This is a genomic window from Mojavia sp., assembly GCF_059505145.1.
The window spans coordinates 1-19,749 of record NZ_JCACKA010000102.1 but is presented as its reverse complement, the minus strand read 5'-3'; the positions used below and the strand labels follow the sequence as shown (position 1 = coordinate 19,749).

The following is a 19,749-nucleotide window of genomic DNA, read 5'->3' as shown; positions in this document are numbered from 1 at the left end:
TTATGTGCAGAGTCGTCCTGCAAAATATAATAGATATTTATGAAAACCTTCATTTCTTCTATTGTTCTCCTTGGACTTGGTGTCGCCTTATTGTCCATGAATAGCAATAGTTTTGTTGTTGCGGAAACTGCCAATAGTGAAGAATTTATCGCTAGGGGAACCGAACCTTTTTGGAGCATTACCGTCAGCAAACGCGGAATTATCTACTCTTCGCCAGATGTGAAAAAGCAAACTTTTCCTTATGTCACACCTCTGAAGGCAGAAGGACGTCCTGCCAACTTGTTGCGAGTATACCGATTAAGAGGCAGAAGCAATAGTCTGTTAATTATTAAGCAAGTTAACAGCTGTAGCGATGGAATGTCAGACAAAGTTTATCCCTACTCAGCAACTGTCATCTTAGACAAGAGAGTTTTGGAAGGTTGCGCCGAGAAAAAATAATGCCTAAGCTCCTGGCGGAGCGCAGCGCAATCATAAATTTTTGAAGTTTTAAACTTAGGTTCATATCGACAATTAGCTATAAGATTTCTATCAAAAGCCAGGTAAAGATAAAAGGGGCGGACTTTTCTTTCCTTTCCCCTTTAACCATTTGTCATCAATATTGTATATTTACCAGATACTAATGAGATACAGCTAATTTCTCATCAGTTACTTGAGTATGTTCGGCAACAATTTTGCGGAATAGTTCGCCTTCAATTGTCTCTTGGTCTGATAACAAATCTACGAGACGCTCCAAAGCGATGCGGTTTTCTTGCAGTATTTCTTTTGCTGTTTGGTAGCAATGACTGATAATTTCCCGAACTTGCATATCAATCTTGGAAGCAATTTCTTCAGAATATTCTGATTTATTCATCCAATCGCGTCCTAAAAATACCTCTCCACTCTGCTGATTCTCTAAAGATAATGGGCCTAAATCGGACATTCCAAATCGTGTTACCATTTGTCGCGCCATATTAGTAACTTTTTGCAAGTCGTCCCCTGCGCCTGTAGTTACTTCTGGCTTACCGAAAACAATTTCCTCAGCAGCACGACCACCCAAAGTAGCAGCAATTCTAGCTTTAATTTGGGAACGGGAAATTAATCCTTGTTCTTCGTTAGGAGTAAACCAAGTTAAACCGAGTGCTTGTCCCCGTGGGATAAGTGTAACTTTCTGTACTGGATCGTGGTCTTTAAGCAAAGTGCCTATCAAAGCGTGTCCGACTTCATGATAGGCAATCAAGCGCTTGCTCTTACTGTCCACCAAGGCGGTTCCTTCCATACCTGCAACTACCCGATCCACGGCATCATCAATTTCTAGGATGGTAACTGCATCTTTTCTTCTTCTAGCAGTGAGAATCGCTGCTTCGTTGAGCAAGTTCGCTAAATCTGCGCCTGTAAATCCAGGAGTGCGGCGAGCGATCGCATCTAAAGAAACGCTAGGATCGATTTTCTTATTGCGCGCATGAACTTTTAAAATTTCTAGCCGCCCTTTGAGATCTGGTGCATCAACCATTACTTGGCGGTCAAAGCGGCCAGGTCGGAGTAAGGCGGCATCAAGAACATCTGGGCGGTTGGTAGCAGCAATAATAATGATGCCTGTGTTACCTTCAAAACCATCCATTTCGGTGAGTAGTTGGTTGAGGGTTTGTTCTCTTTCGTCGTTACCGCCACCAATACCAGCACCTCTTTGCCTGCCTACAGCATCGATTTCATCGATAAATATTAGACAAGGGGCATTTTCTTTAGCTTTCTTAAACAAGTCGCGCACACGCGATGCACCCACACCGACAAACATTTCTACAAATTCCGAGCCAGAAATGCTGAAGAATGGTACACCAGCTTCCCCGGCGATCGCTTTTGCTAATAAGGTTTTACCTGTACCGGGAGGGCCAATTAACAGTACTCCTTTAGGAATACGTGCGCCTACTGCGGTAAACCTTTCTGGCTGTTTGAGGAAAGTGACGACTTCTTGTAATTCTTCTTTCGCTTCTTCAACTCCGGCTACGTCTTCAAATTTTACTCCCGTTTTTGCTTCCATTTGGAAGCGAGCTCTAGATTTGCCAAAGTTCATCGCTTGGCTAGAAGCATTAGTGGAGCGGCGCAAAAACAATAGCATTAAAGCTACCAGTGGCAAAATCCACATCAGGTTGATCAATAAACCCACAGCAGCTCTACTGTTAGCGGAGGAAACCTCGGCAAAATCAACATTGTTTTCTTTGAGTTTATTGATCAACTCTGTGTTTTGCTCCAAAAGTCTCACCTGTATCGGTGAATCTGGCTTTTGCCCTTTTAAATATACCTTTGCTATATTTTCGGCTTCGTCAAGCTCAACTTTTGCGACTTCTCCGTTATCTGTTCTTTTAATCAACTCGCCATAAGTTAAGGTGTCGCGCTCTGCTTTTTGTGCTAAAGCAGGATTGCCCCCCAAAATCCCTGGCAATAAGATTACACTGGCTGCTAATGCGCCAGCCCAAGGAACACGCTTTGCCGATTGCTGTTTATTCAATGCCGTTTTCCTTAAAATTGTCATAATAATTACCCTTTGTCTGCTGGCAAAAGCTGAGCGCTGTTTTTATGCCTATTCTTCTAGCAAAAATCGCAATAACTGGAAATAACTATTTTCTAATCTAGTCTAACTTTCACACAAAAGCATTCCCCAGTCTCTCCCCATAAGCTTTTAGGAATACACCCTATCACTTTTACTTCTTGGTGACATGAAAATGAGACTTGGTTTATAGCTTGAGGATAAGTCAGTGGTTACATTCATGATCAGGCAGTGTCCATAAGCAATTTAAAATTTAAATATAGTAAAATCCTCTGTCGGCAATTTTTATGACTACATAGCAGCTCGCTTTGTGCCATTTAAATGCATAACAGCTTATTAACTATTCTGACAAAAATCTGTCTTAGCTGTGTTTTTCACTCATTAATCGTTAAATTTTCTAGTGAACTGTAATTTGACATATTACGCAACAAATCGCTAAGATAAGCATAATCGTAATGATTCCGTTTTTCAACAAGTTTGGTGATGTAGCTAATTGTAAATTGCGTTATTAGTTTGTGGGTGAATTTATGGTCAGAATTATTGGCATTGGTGGTAGTTTAAGACCCAACTCCTATACCCAAATTGCTTTACAAATAGCCGCGCAAAGGGTAGAAGCGCTAGGTGCAGAAGTAGAAATTCTTGATTTGCGTCAGTTGCAGCTACCGTTTTGCAATGGTGGCAAGGAATATCCAGAGTACCCGGATGTTCAACGGTTGCGGGATAAAGTTACTCAGGCTGATGGTTTAATTTTGGCAACGCCTGAATATCATGGTGGCGTTAGTGGTGTGTTGAAAAATACACTAGATTTGTTGAGCTTTGATGAGCTGTCTGATAAAGTTACAGGACTGGTTAGCGTATTGGGGGGACAGTCTAATAGCAATGCCCTAAATGAACTCCGGCTAATTATTCGGTGGGTGCATGGTTGGGTGATTCCAGAACAAATTGCTATTGGACAAGCCTGGGGTGCTTTCAGTCCTGAAGGTAAACTACTAGATGAAAAACTCTCCCAACGGTTTGATCAATTTGCTCAGAGTTTAGTTGATAATACTCGCAAGCTGCGAGGAGTTAATTAGAAACAAAATATCAGGGAAAGAGATATTACTTTTTCCCTTTCTTTGTTTTGAGTGCTGAGTGCTGAGTAAAAAATACTAGTTTTTATTCCCCAGCTCCTATGCTCTTGTAGTACGTTTATAAGATATTTTAGGTAAATTTATTGATTAACTTAAAGGCTGAATTCTTGCCCGATAAGCGGTTTTATTTAAACCACCACCTACATTAGCTTTTTGAGGATTAATATTACGTCTTAGTGCAGCAATGCGATCGCTCGTTGCTGGGTGAGTACTCAAAAATGTCGGCACCGATCGCTGATTGACTAACTTTTGCATAAAAGCAATCATCGCCGACTGAGCATAGCCAGCCCGTCCTAACATTTGCAGTCCTGTTCGATCAGCTTCCAATTCATCTTGACGGCTATTAGGACGTCGCAGTGCCAGATCTACACCGATTTGAACTGCTGCACTGCGGTCTAAACCAGCCGCGCTAGCAACACCACGAGCGATCGCTGTTTGTCGCATCTGTTCTAATGCATGGCGGTTGACGATATGACCGATTTCGTGAGCTATAACGCTTGCTAATTGAGCTTCATTATCTGCGGCTCTCAGCAATCCGGTAGTAACATAAACATAGCCTCCCATTGTCGCAAAGGCATTAACACTATTATCTCTAACTACCTGAAACTTGTAAGGAATATTAGAGCGAGTGCTATTTGCCGCCAACTTCTGACCAATTTGATTGACGTAGCGATTAACATTAGGATTGGTATAAAGTTGAATCTCATTCCTAACTAGTTGCTGATTAATCTCCCTGCCCAGTTGGACTTCCTGTTTATCGGAAACATTAGATAACTGTAATATCTGCGCTCCCTGGATGAGGATGTCAAACACCGGAATTGCTTGTGCTTTGTGCGGTAAACCTACACCAATGCCAAGTGAAACCGAAGCTGACAGACACAAATACAAGCATCGGCGTTGGAAACGAGGGGAAATCAGAGTTAAAGGATTTAACATAACTCAGTTGCAGTTAACTATGGTGTTCATGATTGCAGAACACTCTGCTGATGCATCTACTTAGAGATTTATTTTTGTGAGAAATTCCCTCAAAGCTGCGGTAAACTGTTCAGGACGTTCGAGCGGTGGGATATGACCGCAATCAGGAATTAACCTCAAATATGCCTGTGGTATACGTTCGACAGCAGCTTGAGCTTGCTGTTTCGGAAAAATCAGGTCATCTGCACCCCACACAATCAACGTCGGCATCTGTAATTGTGGAAGTACATCAACCATCACTGCATGTTGTTTTAAGGGGGTAAGTTGAGCGCGTAAAGAAGATAGAGTCGCTTCTAGAAATCCAGGCATTTGTGATAAATGTTCCTGTTCGGCAATCCAAGCAGAATGAATCTGTCCGGGATGGGCGAACTGTAGGGCGGCACGCGATCGCGTACGTAAGCTAGCACCGATAGGTGTTTTACAGCCTGCAAGGGCAATCTCTCCGTACAATGGGATAGTCAGGTGGGATAGAAGAGGATTGACAGCTTCTCCCAGTCCAGCACTATCGACTAAACCCAAGGCGGCAACTCGTTGAGGGTGCGATGAAGCAATTCGCAGGGCAATCAAACCACCCAAGGAGTTTCCTACCAGCACGGCTTGTTCGATCGCCAGTGCGTTTAAGAAATTGATTGCGAACTGGGTGAAAAATTCTAGAGAATATTCACGGGTAGGTTTAGTACTACCGCCACTGCCTGGAAAGTCGGGAGCGTAAACCCGATAGTTATCCGCCAAATTGGGAATTACCCAAGACCAATCGATCGCACTTTCTCCAGTTCCATGCAACAGCACTAAAGGAAAGCCATCCTGACCTGCTTGCAAGTAGCGGATGGATAAACCATCAATGTTAATTTGTCGCTCTTCAACTGTTGTTACCACGTTCTGCTCCAGGTTAATTTAAGCTTGATTCTGACTTGATAAGACGCTTTAAGTGTGATGAGCGCCGTTAACTCGCAACACTGTACCTGTGACGTAGCTACTAGCGATCGGAGAAAGCAGGAATGCTACCGCCCAAGCCACTTCATCCGGTTTACCAAAGCGACGGAACGGAATTTCTGACACAATTCGTTCTTTGACTTTATCGGGAATAGACTTCACCATATCGGTCTCAATGAATCCCGGCGAGACAGCATTTGCGCGTACCCCATACCGCGCTGCCTCCCTTGCCAAAGACTTGATCAATCCAATCACAGCTGCTTTGGATGCTGCATAGTTCGTCTGACCAAGATTGCCCCGTTCTCCAGAAATGGATGTGATGCCAACGAGTGAGCCTTCTCCCTGCTCATACAATTTGGGGAGGATAGGCAGCAATGTGTTGTAGATACCCTTAAGGTTTGTGTCGATGACGCTATCCCAATCTTGACTGTTTAGCTTGTGGAACAAGTTATCACGAGTAATTCCCGCATTCGCCACTACCCCATAAATAGGCCCTAATTTTTGCTCTATCAGGTCTGTAGCAGCTGCCATTGCATCGGAGTCAGTGACATCTGCCTGAATTGCTAATGCGCCACTTTGGTAATTTGGTTCGCTGCGGTAAGTATAGGCGACTCTGGCTCCCAATTGCTCCAGAAGGCTGACGATCGCTGCCCCAATGCCGCGATTACCGCCTGTCACCAACACGACTTTCTCCTCTAGTCCCAAGAATGCCATTACTTATGCTCCTATCCTTTCGAGTGCGATCGCTGTTCCCCCACCCGTACCATGACAAACAGATGCCAGCCCTAGCGGTCTGTTTTGCTGTTGGAGGGCATTGAGTAACGTGACAATAATTCTGGCTCCCGATGCGCCAATGGGATGACCCAAGGCGATTGCCCCACCGTGGACATTCAACTTATCGCTAGGAATGCCTAATACCCGATGAAATAGCACGCTGCTGAGAGCGAATGCTTCATTATTCTCGAACAAATCAAAATCGTAGATTCTCAGCTTGAGCTTGTCCAGCAGCTTGTTCACGGCTTGAATCGGCACTTCGGGGAACCGCCACGCCTCTCCTCCAACCCAAGTCCCCCCCATGATTCGTGCTAGAGGCTTGAGTCCATATTGTTCTACTGCTGCTTGACTCGCTAAGACGATCGCTGCTGCGCCATCGGAAATTTGGCTACTGTTGCCTGCGGTAAATACGCCATCTTCCCTAAAGGCGGGTTTGAGTTTAGCAAGGCTTTCTAAAGTCGTTTCCGGGCGGATTCCTTCATCTTGAGCTAGTAATCGCGTCCCTTTTTTATCGGTGATTTCAATTGGCACAATTTCCGACTCAAACCAACCTTTTTCTGTGGCGATCGCTGCCCGTTGCTGGGAATATAACGCCACTTCATCTAACTCAGCTCGTGTGATTTGGTAGGCGATCGCTAGCCGTTCGGCTTGTTCTCCCATCACTTCAGCCGTTGTGGGATCGGTGAGTCCGTCATGCAACAAAATATCAGTTAGTTGCTCTGGCGCTCCCAGCAGTGCTTTGTATCCCCAGCGAGCGCGATGCGATAAGAAAAAACCCGTTTGCGACATCGATTCCATGCCACCCGCCAACACAATATCGGCTTCACCGGAACGAATAGCGATCGCTGCATTCATCAGGCTCATCATGCCAGAGGAGCAAACCATATCTACGGCATAGCCATTAACAGTTTCTGGAATTCCAGCTTTGAATGCTGCCTGCCGAGGTAAGGATTGCCCATGTCCTGCCCCAAGCACATTACCAAAAATGTATAAATCAATTGCCTCTTTTGGAACTCCTGCTTTCTCTAGCGCAGCTTGCATGGCGATCGCGCCCAAGTCCACCGGAGAGAAATTGGCAAGCGCACCACCAAACCGACCAAGTGGTGTCCTAATTGCTGAAACAATATATGCTTCTTGCATTTACCCTCATCATATTTGAAACAATAACTGCCTGGGATTCAAATCACTAATCTTGATTTTTTGGTGATTAACTAAATCATCAAATTAGCTTTTTAATGTTCAGTAACTTACATTATTTATCAATTACTATTGAGTAAGGTTGTAAACAGGATTAATATTCAATAACAAAATTGGAGAAAAGCTAATGAATGCCATGAATAACTTCGAGCAAATTCTTAATCAAGTCACTGAGGCACAACGGCGTTTTTTCTCAAATTGGACTTCCATGATGCCAGGGATGGAAAATTTCAATATTTCCAATGCTCGTCAGAGTTTTGATGATGTACTAAAATTTCAAGAAGATATAGTAAAAGGCTCACTGGAGCTACAAACTTCTTTGTCCCGCCTTTCGATTGAGACACAAAGAAAATTATGGGATAATTATTTCACTATGATGCGTCGGGGGTAATTTGAATAATTGAGCTTCAATAATAATCCCCAAGATTCCAACTTGGGGAATCTTTTAATTATAGAAATTTTTGTTAGAGCATTTGGAAATTCCTTTCTAAGCAATGATTTACTTTACATAACTTTACCAACTAAAATTTAATTTTGTTACTTTTATTTTCCCTATTCATCTATCCAAAGAAAGAGCACTTCTTAAGAAAATTGTGTAATTCAACTTACAAACTAAGAATTAATTAGATGATCTTGTCTTTAACCAATCTGCGATCGCAAGTGGTAAATCTCGCTGTACTTTACTGCTGACGTACATCCCAATATGTCCTACGGGAAATGATCGCACTGTATAATCCTGGCTACCAACATACTGCTCAAGAGCCAAAGAAGAAGCTGGTGGAACAATATGATCGTGTTCCGCGTAGATATTTAGAATGGGGATGGAAATTTTTCTTAAATCTACTGGCTTTCCGCCAAGCTCAAACGTGCCTTGAATGAGTTTGTTTTGCTGGTAAAAGTCTTTAATAAATTGACGGTACACCTCCCCTGGTTGATCGGGACTGTCGAAAATCCACTTTTCCATACGCAAGAAGTTGAGAATTTTCTCCTCAGAGTTAGCTATGTCTAGAAGATCGACATACTTTTGAATGCCTAACGCAAAGGGTTTGAGCATCAAAAATTCCAGGTTTAAAAAGTCACCGGGAATATTGCCGAGTGTATCCACCATCAGATCCACATCGAATGCCTTAATGCCTAAGGTGCATCCACTCCAGAGATTTAGCAACCCTTCTTGGATGTGAAAATCAACTGGAGTCACCATTGCGATCAAAGTTTTGACTTTCTCTGGATGGAGAGCGGCATAAGATAAGCTAAACGTACCGCCTTGGCAAATTCCTAGCAGATTAATTTGCTCAATGTTAAGGCGATCGCGGATTGCTTCAACACAATTGTCGAGATAGCCATTAATGTAATCATCCAGCGTTAACCAGCGATCGGCGCGAGTAGCATATCCCCAATCAATTAGGTAAACATCCAAACCTAAGTTTAGTAGATTGGCAACGAGCGATCGCTTCTCCTGCAAATCAACTATGTAAGGCCGATTCACCAAAGCGTAAACAATCAGAATCGGAATATTTAACTGCTGTTGTACGGTCGGCGTAAATCGGTACAATACAACTTTGTCTTCTTGGTAGATCGTTTCCTTGGGCGTTACTCCGATGGTAATTTCTTCTTCTCGGAAGCGGCTAGCAATCTCAATGCCTGTAATCAGTTTTTGGGTTAGTTCAGTCACTTGTTGCATTCAAGCTGTTTCTTCAAACTTTTAAGTTCCTTACGCAAGTCATAAATACTACGGTGAATTTCGTCTACTTCGTTGCGAGTGGGTAAATCATTTAATTTAAGCAATATTTCCATCAATTGTTGTTGACGGAGTTTGTTAGCCATGCTTGCAGACAAAAATTTTCCGCGAATTTGCAGCGTATCCTCATAAGCAAATTTTTGTGCAAATTCTCGATCAAAAATACTACTCCAAAGTTGTAAAAGCTGTTGCCACTGGTGCAGTGTTTGATGGTTTTCTTCAGACGTTGCCAACGTCAACAGCAGTTTTTCAAAGGCATTCGCCCAGACATCCAGTAGCACTAGTTGATAGTCAATACTTGCTCTTTGAAGATTAATCCAGGCATCAATACCTTGAAACAGCTGATGAGTAAACTCACGGCTATATCCCAACTTTGGGCTTTGCAAAACGTTTTCTAAAGTTGAAGGGGTGAGCAACTCAATCCATGCACTCAGATCGCCTGTTGGCTGCCGGCTTAAGGATTCTACCGATTCCCAAAGTGGTTCTAGCCAAAGTTGACTTAACTTTTGCAGCCCCTTTGCGTAGAGTTGCCACACTTCAGATTGCTGCATCTTAGTGGCTCTCTCCGCTTTGTAAAGTTTGAATTAGCACTAATGCTAAGGCGGCTACACTGCCAATCGATCCCCACTTCAAAATTGGATTCTTATCCAACCAATCTAAAAAGGTTGGGATCACCAAATGGCTGTAATCTCCGTCCACTCTTGTATGCTGTGGCACAGGCTCATATAAGTTGTTTGGTGCATCCTCTGACTTTGGCTCATCCGATCGCTGGAGAGGAAAGCCGATGAGTTGCAATAGAGAATCGGCTAATGGAGGAGAAACTCGCTGCAACATATCCAACACCCTAGCGGAATCTCCTACAAAGAAATCACGGGTGGGATGGGTGGCAGTGTAGAGGATAGCGTCAGCCACTAATCTGGGGTCGTAGTACGGTGGTATCCCGCCTGGCTTCACCCCGATTCTCGTCAGGGCATTGTTCCAGAAGGGGGTGTTAATCACCGATGGTCTGATACTCGTTACACTGATGGGAATGCCCTCATGCTGTAACTCAACCCGCAGCGAGTCTAAAAAGCCCTCGATCCCATGCTTTGCTGAACAGTAAGAACTTTGCAAAGGCAGCGATCGGATTCCCGCAATTGAGGAAAGATGAATCAACGCTCCCCGTCCCTCGCGTTTTAAGTGAGGAAGTGCCGCCATTGCTCCATAAACCTGTCCCAATAAGCTCACTTCAATGACACGCTTAAACTCCTCTGGGGCCGTTTGGTCGAATGGAGCAAAGACCACAGTTGCAGGAGCATGAACCCACGTATCCAAGCGTCCATAAGTTTCTACAGCTTTGTCTGCGATCGCTTTTACTTGCTCAAATACTGCCACTTCAGCAATGACTGGCGTAACCTTACCTGCAAATGAGCGAATCTCATCCACCAAAGACGCTAGTTTCGCCTCACTGCGGCCGGAAGCCACTACTTTTGCCCCTCGTTTGGCAAACTCAATAGCTGTCTCACGCCCAATCCCGCTAGAAGCGCCAACGACCACAACAACCTGCTGATTGATCGGCTTCAACTGCATGAATTATTACTCCATTCTTAAGTATTTTCAGTAACGATTAGCAATAAAATTTAAAAAAGCTTTACTTCATCCAGTATCTCTGTGTCAGCAACCCTTAGCATCTGTCGCAAGATAGGGCTAATATTATATCCAGTTGAAGACTTATCATTAGGACTGTATATATCTCTGCGTTAATTGAGATGAATTATACAAACTAACTTTTTTAATGAGGGTTCTAGGGTGTGTTTTCAAACTCCTCATATCCTAAGAAATAGGCGATCGCTCGTTGTCTTAGATATTATTGAAATAGCAATTAGGAATTAGTGAGTTGAGGTTAAACTATCTGTTTCCATAAAGGATAAAAATGATAGGGGCTGACTCATATTAGCAGCAAAGCCCAGAATTCCTGGATCTCGATGTTCGTAAAGTAACTGGCCTTTAGTATCAAACAGAAAAGTTCCACCACGCTGAGTTAAGTAGGCAGAATTAGGTACATAAGTATGCCAATTGCTCAGAACTTCCACCATATTCCGTAGCCGTAGAGTAGCTAATTCAAAGGGACGTTGAAATCCACTTCCGCCAGCTAATCGGAAAAACGAGCCACCAAAAGCAGGTAGAGGAGTACCTTGAATAATTTCATCATCTTCAATGAGTTGAGGGGCTTGACGATCTCCCCTGTATCCTCGAAAAACTTCTCTTAGCGTTCCAGGACTTCCAAAACCTGCACACATTAACAGTAGATTTAGCCAAGCTTTCTGAGACTGAGAAATTCCAGGTAGAGAAAGATTCAGACCTGAATAAAGTTTGAGTTGGTGATGTAATTCTGCATTAGGTTCAACAAATAAATTTTGGGGTGGAAATCCTGTATATTCACAGAATCTTGTTCCAGAGGCGCGATCGCCAATTCCCACTGCACGAATAGCAAGTTTTTCATCTGACAATTTTTTAGCTTGGCGCTGTAACCACCACGCATATTCAAGACTATCAAAATCCCCAAGTTGTGGCCAGACTAAAATAAGGATATGTGAGGCAGTCTCGCAATTTTCTAGTAGGGGTCGGGTCATGCCATCACTAACACGCTGAAGTTCGGTCTGATTAAGGATAGTGTAGGGATTCATTACACAAGAGATTAACTGCTATTTAGCTATCCAATTTTAGTTTAATTTGAAAGTATAGATGCAATTGCCTTTTCTATACGTTGCCATCCGGTCGGTGAACTAAAATCAATTCCTAAGAATGTATCGCTGACTTTGGTACGCATCACCAGATAAACAATTCCAGCAATCAAAACTGCGCTGATGGCAGGGATATCTTGATCTGGGGGGAAGGAATACTTCTGCTTGAGAAATTCTAAACTCTCAATCGCCACTTGATCGCGCACAGTTGCCAACTCACGCGTTAACTCATTGGCTTGAAGTAATTCCCAACGCATAATTTCTTGCGTAATAGGTCGTTTTTGCAAGTCATACAGGAAGTGCGTAAGTAACAAAACCATGCAATCAGCCAAAGATTCAGCATCAATGACTGTTTCATCTGCAATTAACTCTTGGGTTGTAATCCAGTAGTTACCTTCCTTGCCAAAGGTTTGTAGCAGTGAGGGAAGATTCTCAAAATAGCGATAAATCAACACTTTATCAACTCCAGCTTCACGGGCGATCGCATTTATCCCTAGTTGTTGAAAGCCTGATTCTGCCAAGAGTTTAGCAACTGCTGCCAGAATTCGTGCTTTCGTTTCTTCTTTGTCTCTGTCTCGCGCCATAAATTGTTCTTATCTACTTGTCACCGACTAGTGACTATGATACTTTGTCACTAGTCGGTGACAAACAGGACTAAAAATGCTAAAAATTGCTGTTGAGTTACAGGTGTATCCCTTTCACATCGATTTTATTGGACACGTAAACAACAGTGTCTATATTCAGTGGATGGAAATTGGACGCACAAAACTGCTCCAAGCGATTGGAATGCCAATGCAAGAAATTGTTCAGCATGGATTTGCACCAGTGCTAGTTGAAACCAACATCGTCTATAAAACACCACTATATTTAGGTGAATGTGTGCAGCTAGAAATGTGGATTTCACAATTGAATAAGGCCTCTGCAATTATGCATTTTTGTTTTTATAACCAACAGAGAATACTAGCAGCGCAGGGATGGCAGAAAGGATTATTTGTAGATAAACAAACGATGCGTCCAAAGCGATTAAGCCCAGAAGAAAGGTCTTTATTCTTGCCCTATGTGCATTCAGCGGGGGAGACTCAAAGTGCTAACTCACTGATTAGTGCGTCATAAAACAGTAATTATTTTTGGGATATTGTTTGGTTTAGTAAGTGCAGTTTCGTTTCTTACCCTCGCCCGAATTCGACCAAACCAAGAATCACTTTTCCTAGCAGTTGGGCTTGTGGTTGCACTTGCTTTATTGGGACTGTGTTATTCAAAATGGTGGCTAATATGAGGTTGGATGGCTCATCCGTTCTGGGACATCGGACTGCACATATTTAATCAAAGTGCAGCATTTAGTCCCGTAGGGTATGCGATCGCTTGTGTCAGCTTCGATTTAGTTGTAGCAATGTATAGCCGTAGTCACATAGGTTAGGACATAATGACAAGCGTGAATGCTAGGGATAGTAATAGTTCTACCTCCTGCCTCCTGCCTCCTGCCTTCTGCCTTCTGCTATATATCGCTGGTGTGCAGTTAGGAATATTCAATTTGAGGAAACCTGATTATGAATCTTGAGGTTAAGGGTCAAAGATTATTGAAAATTCTACTAATTGCCAGCATCATTTCTACAGGCATTCATTTTACAGATAATTATCTATTTATTGAGCGATACCCACAGCCCAACTGGATTACTGCGCCTTCAATTTATCAATCATGGCTCATTCTGACAGGTGTGGGAATTATTGCCTATTGGTTATATAAATATCGAAAGTTTTGGCTGTGTTATGGCTGTTTGTTAGCCTACTCACTAACAGGTCTAGCAAGCCCAGGACATTATCTTTATGGAAGCTTTTCACAATTCTCTGCGAAAATGCATCTTTTTATTTGGACTGATGGGATGACTGGTTTAGCGATATTAGGATTTATCATCTGGTCAGCGCTAATCCTCAAACAGTGGCGGCGAGAACCTAGCCCAACTGAATAATATCCAATACTTAAAGTAGTTGTGCAAAATGTGCAATCTATCGCAAAGAAGATTGCAAAATCAGCATTTTAAGGCAGTCTAAATAGAGCAGGTAATTAAAACTGACACCAAAGAAGGCAGCTATTACTCAAAGACCCTATTATTAGAGGATGAGAGATGACACGCTCTCCTAATTCCAGCAAACAACCAGAACTAAATTCGCATCGCCGTTTATGGCTTGTGTTATTAACTCGTACTGGTATTGCTCTGGGTTTAATTTTGCTAGCTGGAATTATAGGGGGCGTTTGGTGGGCTAGTATTTTTGTTCGTGAAGATTTAGCGCCGCTAATTGAAACTAATCTTTTGCAGTTGCTAGGGCGACCTGTAAAGTTAGGCGAAGTCCAACGTTTTTCGCCTAGTAGTCTGCGTTTTGGTTCAGCATCAGTACCTGCAACCGCAACAGATCCAGACCGACTGACAGCACAAGCAGTAGAAGTAGGATTTGATCCCTGGCAGTTAGTTTTTAATCGAACTTTAAAGCTAAAGGTTACCTTAGTTCAGCCAGATGTTTACATTGAACAGGATCAAAAGGGGCGCTGGGTTTCAACTAGAATTAATAATGCAACTGAAGAACGCGCTGGTTTTATTAAAACTGAACTAGAGACGCTTGGGGTGCGAAATGCTGTTCTAGTGTTGTCGCCATCTCTTCAACTAGGCAAACCTAGAGTCACAGTTGGATTCAATCAAGTTAATGGTATTGCGCGTTTTTTGGAGCAAAATCAACGAATTAACTTTGATGCTAGCGCTCAAGCTCTTACTGGGGGGAGTTTACAGATTGCTGGAGAGTCGCTTCCCAAAACATCACAAACAACACTCAAAATTCGCACTAATGATTTGCTAGCGTCTAATCTGTCGCAATTAGTGCAGACACCAGTTAGTTTACAAGCTGGAACTATAGATGGCGATTTAACAGTTAATTTACGACGAAATCAGCAGGAAACAACGATTTTTGGGACGGTTGGTATTAATCAAGTAGCAGCACAAATTAATAATTTTCCGACGAAAATAACTAACACTATCGGTAAATTACAATTCCAGGGTGAGCAGGTTGCACTGGAAAATGTTTCTACACGCTTGGGAAACATTCCAGTGCAAATCAACGGGGCGATAAATACTCAAACTGGTTATAACGTTACAGCTAATGTCAAAGCTGTTACCATCCAAAACCTTTTACAAACTTTCAATGCTAAACTACCGATCGCCACTGCTGGAGAATTCACTGCAAATATCAAGTTGCAAGGTGCAATCAGACAGCCGAGAGTAACAGGTGCGGTAAGTACGATTAAGCCTGCTGTTATTGACCGCGTTAATTTTGAGAAAATTAGCACTCAGTTTCGAGGAACACCCCAGGAAATTGTTATTTCCCAAATTCAAGCTACGCCAACATTAGGTGGACAAATTACTGGTAGCGGTCGAGTTGGGTTAGGAAAGCAGGGGAAAGTTGCAGTAAATTTGCAAGCAAAGAATGTACCAGGAGATGCGATCGCTCAAACTTATAACGCTAGTCTTCCTAACATTCGCATTGGTACTGTCTCAGCAAATACCCAAATTTCGGGAAATCTCAATAATTTACAAACTCTGGTGCAAATTCAAGCACCACAAGCGACTTATCCCGGTAAAGTCGAATTAGCAGTTAATAAGGGAAATATCCAGATTCAAGATACTGTATTTCAGGTGGCGGGGGGTACAGTTGCAGCACGTGGAAAAGTTGTAGGCGATCGCTGGCAAGCTTTTGTTGATGCTTCCCAAGTTCCATTGAATAGTTTAGCTCAAGCTACGCGCAATCCAGAAAACCCTGGTACAACGTTACCGCCTCAGTTTCAAGGCAATTTAAACGGCGAATTCAATTTATCAGGAACTACAAAATCTTTTGCTCTGCCTAACATTCAAGCTTCAGGGCAGGCGAATTTAAATCTGGCAGGAGGTAGAATCAACCTCAGAAATATTCGCCTCAATAATGGTCTTTGGCAAGCTGTAGCAAATGCTTCTCAAATCCAGCTTGATCGTTTTGCTAACAATGTGCCAGGACAGATTGTTAGTAGTAATGTGCAGATTTCAGGGAATACGCAATCTTTTGATTTGGCTAACATTCAAGCTGCGGGACAGGCAAATCTGCGTTTGGCGCAAGGTGTAGTTAACCTCAACAATATCAGCTTGGATGATGGTCGTTGGCGAGCTGTAGCTGATATTTCTCAAGTTCAACTAAATAAATTATCAGAAAATTTGCGTGGGCGGCTCAACGGCAATGTAACCGTTGCGGGAACTACTGCTTCATTTCAACCACAAAATATTCAAGCCGCAGGTAATGTGAGATTTTCTCAAGGTTTAGCGGTACTTTCACAACCATTAACTGCCCAATTTCAATGGAATGGCGATCGCCTACAAATTTCACAAGCAACTGCACCGGGTTTGAGGGCGGCTGGTAATATTGCTGTAGCGTTGCAACCGAATCCACAAATCACAGGGTTAGACCTGAATATACAGGCACAAGATTATAATTTGCAAAATTTGCCATTTAATCTTCCAGGTAATATTGCCTTGGCGGGTACAGTTGATTTTGCAGGACAAGTATCGGGTACGCCTACTAGCCCGATTGCTAACGGAAATATTCAGTTGCAAAATCTAGCGGTAAATGGTTTAGGATTTGACCCTGTGTTAACAGGAAATGTGAGTTATCAGCCAGGACAAGGAACACAACTTCAAGTTACGGGTAAACAAGACTTAATTTCTGTTTCCCTTGGTGCAAATAATCGCCCAACTGCATTTAATATCAGACGCGATCGCGCTGTAGCTAGTGGTAGAACTGTCGGTGAAAATCTGTTGGTAAACTTCCAAGATTTTCCGATATCTCTAGCTGAAAATTTCTTACCTGCTAATGCTAATTTAGGACGCGTTTCTGGACAATTATCAGGAAACTTAGCAATTAATTTAAATGATTATAGTCTGGCAGGAGATGTAGCGATCGCTCAACCAAGAATTGGCAGAATAGCAGCAGATGAGTTTCGTGGTAGCATCAGTTTTAGAGACGGTACAGCTACTTTAACTAATGGTGAATTACGGCAAGGTGAAAGTCGTTATTTATTCAGTGGTAATTTACCAACTAGAGGCAATAATCCATTTCAATTTGAAGTTAGCTTCGATCAAGCTAGAATTCAAAACCTGTTACAAGCATTAAGTGTCTATAATTTTCGAGATCTCAACACTGGATTGCAGCCTCCACAATTGGCTGACGCTGAGGCATTGCAAACTCAGCCTGTAAGCTTACCAAATACAAACTTACTTGCTCAATTGGATTTCTTCTCAAAAATCCAATCTTTAGTTGTACAACAAAGAATGCAGGAGCAAAAGCAAGCATCTCGCATACCTACCCTGGCAGAATTGCAAGGCATAATCAGCGGTAAGTTGGCTGTAACAGGCAGTTTGCGATCGGGCTTGAATGTTGGATTTAATTTTACAGGGTCTAACTGGGTATGGGGCAATTATAATATTAATCAAGTTGTCGCTAGTGGCAATTATGAAAATGGAGTTTTAAGCTTACAACCCCTGCGGTTGAATGTTAACAATTCACTCCTTGCTTTTAATGGGCAGTTAAGCGAAGAAACAATTTCTGGACAAGCGCAGATTCGAGATTTAAGTATTGCAGATGTCAAACCTTTCTTACCAAAATTACCTATAGATGTTGCAGGTAATTTGGATGCGAATGTTACTTTAGCGGGTAGTTTGGAAAATCCTCAAGCTACAGGTGAATTAGCATTATTAAATGCTAGTTTAAATAATCAATCTGTGCAGTCAGCACAATTGGATTTTAACTATAATAATGCTCGGTTGAATTTTGGCAGCAATATTTTAGTTAGGGGTACACAACCTATACAAATTAGTGGTAATATCCCCGTTGAGTTGCCATTTGCTTCAGTCGAGCCAGATAGCAATCAAATTAGCATCCAAGCTAACGTGCAAGATGAAGGTTTGGCATTAGTAAACTTATTGACCAATCAAGTTAGTTGGGTAGATGGCCAGGGACAAGTCAACGTGCAAGTCGAGGGAACATTAGACCGACCGGTGACAACTGGTATTGCCACGGTGAATAATGCCACAATCAATGTCCAAAGCCTCTCAGAACCGTTAACAAATGTTACAGGAACAGCGCGGTTTGCAGGCGATCGGCTGATTGTCGAGAATCTGCAAGGGCAATACAGTCGGGGACAATTAACTGCGGCGGGAATTCTACCAATTTTTGCCACTCAAAATGCTCAACAACAAGCAGCCACAAATCCTCTGACTGTCGCATTAGATAACTTGAGGCTCAATTTTCAAGGACTATATCAAGGCGGAGTTAGCGGTAACGCTGTAATTACCGGAACAGCATTTGCTCCTCAACTTGGTGGCGAAATTAGGCTAAATAATGGAGAGGTATCGCTAGGACAAGCTACTGCTGCTACTTCTGGCAGAAGACGTACAACAAGAACAACTTCGCAACAAACAGTACTAAGAACAGTAGAACCTGTGACTGGTAACACTTCTGTGACTGGTGACACTTCTATTACAACAGAGAGTCCAGCAACTCCCCCAGCAAATGCAACGAGAACACCTATAGAATTTGCCAATTTACAGTTAATTTTAGATAACGATGTTCGTGTTACACGTCAGCCATTATTCAGCTTTGTCGCGGAGGGTGATATCACTCTCAATGGAACCTTGGCTAAACCTCGCCCCCAAGGAGAGATTCGGCTGCGGGGGGGTCAAGTAAATTTATTTACTACCCAGTTTACATTAGCCCGTGGTTACGAACAAACCGCAACATTTATCCCCAGCCAAGGTTTTGACCCAAATTTAGATGTCCGGCTAGTAACAATTGTCCCAGAAGTCAGGGGTAGCCTCGCTCGAACTTCACCTATATCTAGCGAGATTGAAGATATTTCTGCAATCAACTTCGGTACTTTAAACACGGTTCGTATTCAAGCAACAGCAAAAGGGCCAGCCAGTAAATTATCTGATAATCTCGACTTGACTAGTGAGCCGCGTCGCAGTGAAGCGGAAATCGTTGCTTTAATAGGAGGCTCCTTTATTAATAATTTGGGGCAAGGTGATGCAGGCTTAGGGCTAGTTAACTTGGCTGGTTCGGCAATTTTCTCTAACTTGCAAGGCACTATTAGTCAAATTGGTGAAACTATCGGCTTGAGTGAACTACGGTTATTCCCGACTATTGTAACTAATGCCACCAGGAGTACTTCGGTACTTGGTTTAGCAGCAGAGGCTGTGTTTGATGTATCGAATGCTTTTTCTGTCTCTTTATCGCGGGTTTTTGCTAGCGATGAACCTTTCCGTTACAACGTCATTTATCGTGTCAATGATGAAATCCTGGTGCGCGGTTCTACCAATTTAGGAGATGAAAGCCGCGCTGTTGTTGAGTATGAAACACGATTTTAATTGTATTGCTTTGATTATAGGGAACTCAAAAAAATAAATTATCCAATTTTACTCCTTCAAAACGGCTTTCCCTCCCCCTGCTCTCCGAAGTTGCTTCACTTGGAGAGACCCCTGCGTACCCGTCACTTCTCTCGTGCTCCGCTGCCATCCAAGCAATGTAATATTTTTTACTTAGAAGCCCCTTGCATAGGCGATCGCTCTCTCCAGCTAGAAGGATGCAATTTCAATTTCGTTACTGCTAGCTCAATACTTTTCGGCTAAGAGAAAAGATCAGAACTTACGCACTCAGATCCCCCAACCCCCTTAAAAAGGGGCAGCCCTGCGC

Annotated in this window: 17 protein-coding genes; 7 read left to right on the top strand and 10 right to left on the bottom strand. The window is 42.8% G+C overall.

Translation table 11 applies throughout. From position 1 onward, the window contains the following. The first annotated feature begins 39 nt into the window (after positions 1 to 39). The gene (locus AC5JL8_RS28540) at positions 40 to 438 is read left to right on the top strand and encodes a COG3650 family protein (protein WP_495883054.1); all 399 of its coding nucleotides are present in this window, start codon (positions 40 to 42) and stop codon (positions 436 to 438) included. 178 nt (positions 439 to 616) lie between these two features. On the opposite strand, the gene ftsH is transcribed toward AC5JL8_RS28540, so the two are convergent. After that, positions 617 to 2,506: an ATP-dependent zinc metalloprotease FtsH gene (gene ftsH, locus AC5JL8_RS28535; protein WP_495883053.1), complete on the bottom strand. Its 1,890-nt coding sequence runs from the start codon at positions 2,504 to 2,506 to the stop codon at positions 617 to 619. Between the two features lie 542 nt (positions 2,507 to 3,048). Between ftsH and AC5JL8_RS28530 the strand changes: the two genes are divergently transcribed. After that, positions 3,049 to 3,594, top strand: a complete 546-nt coding sequence (locus AC5JL8_RS28530) for an NADPH-dependent FMN reductase (protein WP_495883052.1) — start codon at positions 3,049 to 3,051, stop codon at positions 3,592 to 3,594. Positions 3,595 to 3,738: 144 nt separating this feature from the next. On the opposite strand, the gene AC5JL8_RS28525 is transcribed toward AC5JL8_RS28530, so the two are convergent. From AC5JL8_RS28525 to phaA, 4 genes are read right to left on the bottom strand one after another with little or no spacing between them, the layout of a single operon-like run. Further along, a complete protein-coding gene (locus AC5JL8_RS28525; protein WP_495883051.1) occupies positions 3,739 to 4,587 on the bottom strand; it encodes a M48 family metallopeptidase in 849 nt (282 codons plus the stop codon). A gap of 60 nt (positions 4,588 to 4,647) precedes the next feature. After that, positions 4,648 to 5,502 carry an alpha/beta fold hydrolase gene (locus AC5JL8_RS28520; protein ID WP_495883050.1) on the bottom strand — a complete coding sequence of 285 codons (855 nt, stop codon included), beginning with the start codon at positions 5,500 to 5,502 and terminating at the stop codon, positions 4,648 to 4,650. Between the two features lie 48 nt (positions 5,503 to 5,550). Beyond that, a complete protein-coding gene (gene phaB / locus AC5JL8_RS28515; RefSeq protein WP_495883049.1) occupies positions 5,551 to 6,273 on the bottom strand; it encodes an acetoacetyl-CoA reductase PhaB in 723 nt (240 codons plus the stop codon). A gap of 3 nt (positions 6,274 to 6,276) precedes the next feature. Next, positions 6,277 to 7,473 (bottom strand): acetyl-CoA acetyltransferase PhaA, encoded by a 1,197-nt coding sequence (gene phaA, locus AC5JL8_RS28510; RefSeq protein ID WP_495883048.1) that lies wholly within the window; start codon positions 7,471 to 7,473, stop codon positions 6,277 to 6,279. Between the two features lie 184 nt (positions 7,474 to 7,657). On the opposite strand from phaA, the gene AC5JL8_RS28505 reads away from it, so the two are divergent. Beyond that, a complete protein-coding gene (locus AC5JL8_RS28505; protein ID WP_495883047.1) occupies positions 7,658 to 7,921 on the top strand; it encodes a hypothetical protein in 264 nt (87 codons plus the stop codon). Positions 7,922 to 8,149: 228 nt separating this feature from the next. Here AC5JL8_RS28505 and phaC read toward each other — a convergent pair whose 3' ends face one another. The 5 genes from phaC to AC5JL8_RS28480 all read right to left on the bottom strand — a co-directional run bounded on the left by phaC (position 8,150) and on the right by AC5JL8_RS28480 (position 12,575). Then, positions 8,150 to 9,211: a class III poly(R)-hydroxyalkanoic acid synthase subunit PhaC gene (gene phaC / locus AC5JL8_RS28500; RefSeq protein WP_495883046.1), complete on the bottom strand. Its 1,062-nt coding sequence runs from the start codon at positions 9,209 to 9,211 to the stop codon at positions 8,150 to 8,152. Then, positions 9,199 to 9,819 carry a poly(R)-hydroxyalkanoic acid synthase subunit PhaE gene (locus tag AC5JL8_RS28495; RefSeq protein WP_495883045.1) on the bottom strand — a complete coding sequence of 207 codons (621 nt, stop codon included), beginning with the start codon at positions 9,817 to 9,819 and terminating at the stop codon, positions 9,199 to 9,201. The genes phaC and AC5JL8_RS28495 overlap by 13 nt, the downstream gene beginning before the upstream one ends. A 1-nt stretch (position 9,820) precedes the next feature. Next, complete coding sequence (locus AC5JL8_RS28490; RefSeq protein ID WP_495883044.1) at positions 9,821 to 10,837, bottom strand: SDR family oxidoreductase; 1,017 nt, start codon at positions 10,835 to 10,837, stop codon at positions 9,821 to 9,823. Positions 10,838 to 11,136: 299 nt separating this feature from the next. Beyond that, entirely contained in the window at positions 11,137 to 11,934 is a 798-nt protein-coding gene (locus AC5JL8_RS28485; protein ID WP_495883043.1) for a peroxiredoxin-like family protein, read from the bottom strand. Between the two features lie 41 nt (positions 11,935 to 11,975). Beyond that, positions 11,976 to 12,575 (bottom strand): TetR/AcrR family transcriptional regulator, encoded by a 600-nt coding sequence (locus AC5JL8_RS28480; protein WP_495883042.1) that lies wholly within the window; start codon positions 12,573 to 12,575, stop codon positions 11,976 to 11,978. A 76-nt stretch (positions 12,576 to 12,651) separates the two neighbouring features. Between AC5JL8_RS28480 and AC5JL8_RS28475 the strand changes: the two genes are divergently transcribed. The 4 genes from AC5JL8_RS28475 (at position 12,652) to AC5JL8_RS28460 (ending at position 19,424) form a co-directional block, all read left to right on the top strand. Next, positions 12,652 to 13,104, top strand: coding sequence for an acyl-CoA thioesterase (locus tag AC5JL8_RS28475; protein WP_495883041.1), 453 nt, complete (start codon positions 12,652 to 12,654; stop codon positions 13,102 to 13,104). Between the two features lie 169 nt (positions 13,105 to 13,273). Continuing rightward, complete coding sequence (locus AC5JL8_RS28470; protein WP_495883040.1) at positions 13,274 to 13,408, top strand: hypothetical protein; 135 nt, start codon at positions 13,274 to 13,276, stop codon at positions 13,406 to 13,408. Between the two features lie 130 nt (positions 13,409 to 13,538). After that, positions 13,539 to 13,958: a hypothetical protein gene (locus AC5JL8_RS28465; protein WP_495883039.1), complete on the top strand. Its 420-nt coding sequence runs from the start codon at positions 13,539 to 13,541 to the stop codon at positions 13,956 to 13,958. Between the two features lie 156 nt (positions 13,959 to 14,114). Continuing rightward, positions 14,115 to 19,424, top strand: a complete 5,310-nt coding sequence (locus AC5JL8_RS28460) for a translocation/assembly module TamB domain-containing protein (RefSeq protein WP_495883038.1) — start codon at positions 14,115 to 14,117, stop codon at positions 19,422 to 19,424. Positions 19,425 to 19,749 lie beyond the last annotated feature (325 nt).

Bases quoted from the DNA above. Each gene is read 5' to 3' on its own strand.
- AC5JL8_RS28475 (WP_495883041.1), top strand. From the start codon at position 12,652: ATGCTAAAAATTGCTGTTGAGTTACAGGTGTATCCCTTTCACATCGAT.
- AC5JL8_RS28470 (WP_495883040.1), top strand. From the start codon at position 13,274: ATGGCTCATCCGTTCTGGGACATCGGACTGCACATATTTAATCAAAGT.
- AC5JL8_RS28465 (WP_495883039.1), top strand. From the start codon at position 13,539: ATGAATCTTGAGGTTAAGGGTCAAAGATTATTGAAAATTCTACTAATT.
- phaB (WP_495883049.1), bottom strand. From the start codon at position 6,273: ATGGCATTCTTGGGACTAGAGGAGAAAGTCGTGTTGGTGACAGGCGGT.
- AC5JL8_RS28540 (WP_495883054.1), top strand. From the start codon at position 40: ATGAAAACCTTCATTTCTTCTATTGTTCTCCTTGGACTTGGTGTCGCC.
- ftsH (WP_495883053.1), bottom strand. From the start codon at position 2,506: ATGACAATTTTAAGGAAAACGGCATTGAATAAACAGCAATCGGCAAAG.
- AC5JL8_RS28505 (WP_495883047.1), top strand. From the start codon at position 7,658: ATGAATGCCATGAATAACTTCGAGCAAATTCTTAATCAAGTCACTGAG.
- AC5JL8_RS28490 (WP_495883044.1), bottom strand. From the start codon at position 10,837: ATGCAGTTGAAGCCGATCAATCAGCAGGTTGTTGTGGTCGTTGGCGCT.
- AC5JL8_RS28460 (WP_495883038.1), top strand. From the start codon at position 14,115: ATGACACGCTCTCCTAATTCCAGCAAACAACCAGAACTAAATTCGCAT.
- AC5JL8_RS28525 (WP_495883051.1), bottom strand. From the start codon at position 4,587: ATGTTAAATCCTTTAACTCTGATTTCCCCTCGTTTCCAACGCCGATGC.
- AC5JL8_RS28480 (WP_495883042.1), bottom strand. From the start codon at position 12,575: ATGGCGCGAGACAGAGACAAAGAAGAAACGAAAGCACGAATTCTGGCA.
- AC5JL8_RS28495 (WP_495883045.1), bottom strand. From the start codon at position 9,819: ATGCAGCAATCTGAAGTGTGGCAACTCTACGCAAAGGGGCTGCAAAAG.
- phaC (WP_495883046.1), bottom strand. From the start codon at position 9,211: ATGCAACAAGTGACTGAACTAACCCAAAAACTGATTACAGGCATTGAG.
- AC5JL8_RS28485 (WP_495883043.1), bottom strand. From the start codon at position 11,934: ATGAATCCCTACACTATCCTTAATCAGACCGAACTTCAGCGTGTTAGT.
- AC5JL8_RS28530 (WP_495883052.1), top strand. From the start codon at position 3,049: ATGGTCAGAATTATTGGCATTGGTGGTAGTTTAAGACCCAACTCCTAT.
- phaA (WP_495883048.1), bottom strand. From the start codon at position 7,473: ATGCAAGAAGCATATATTGTTTCAGCAATTAGGACACCACTTGGTCGG.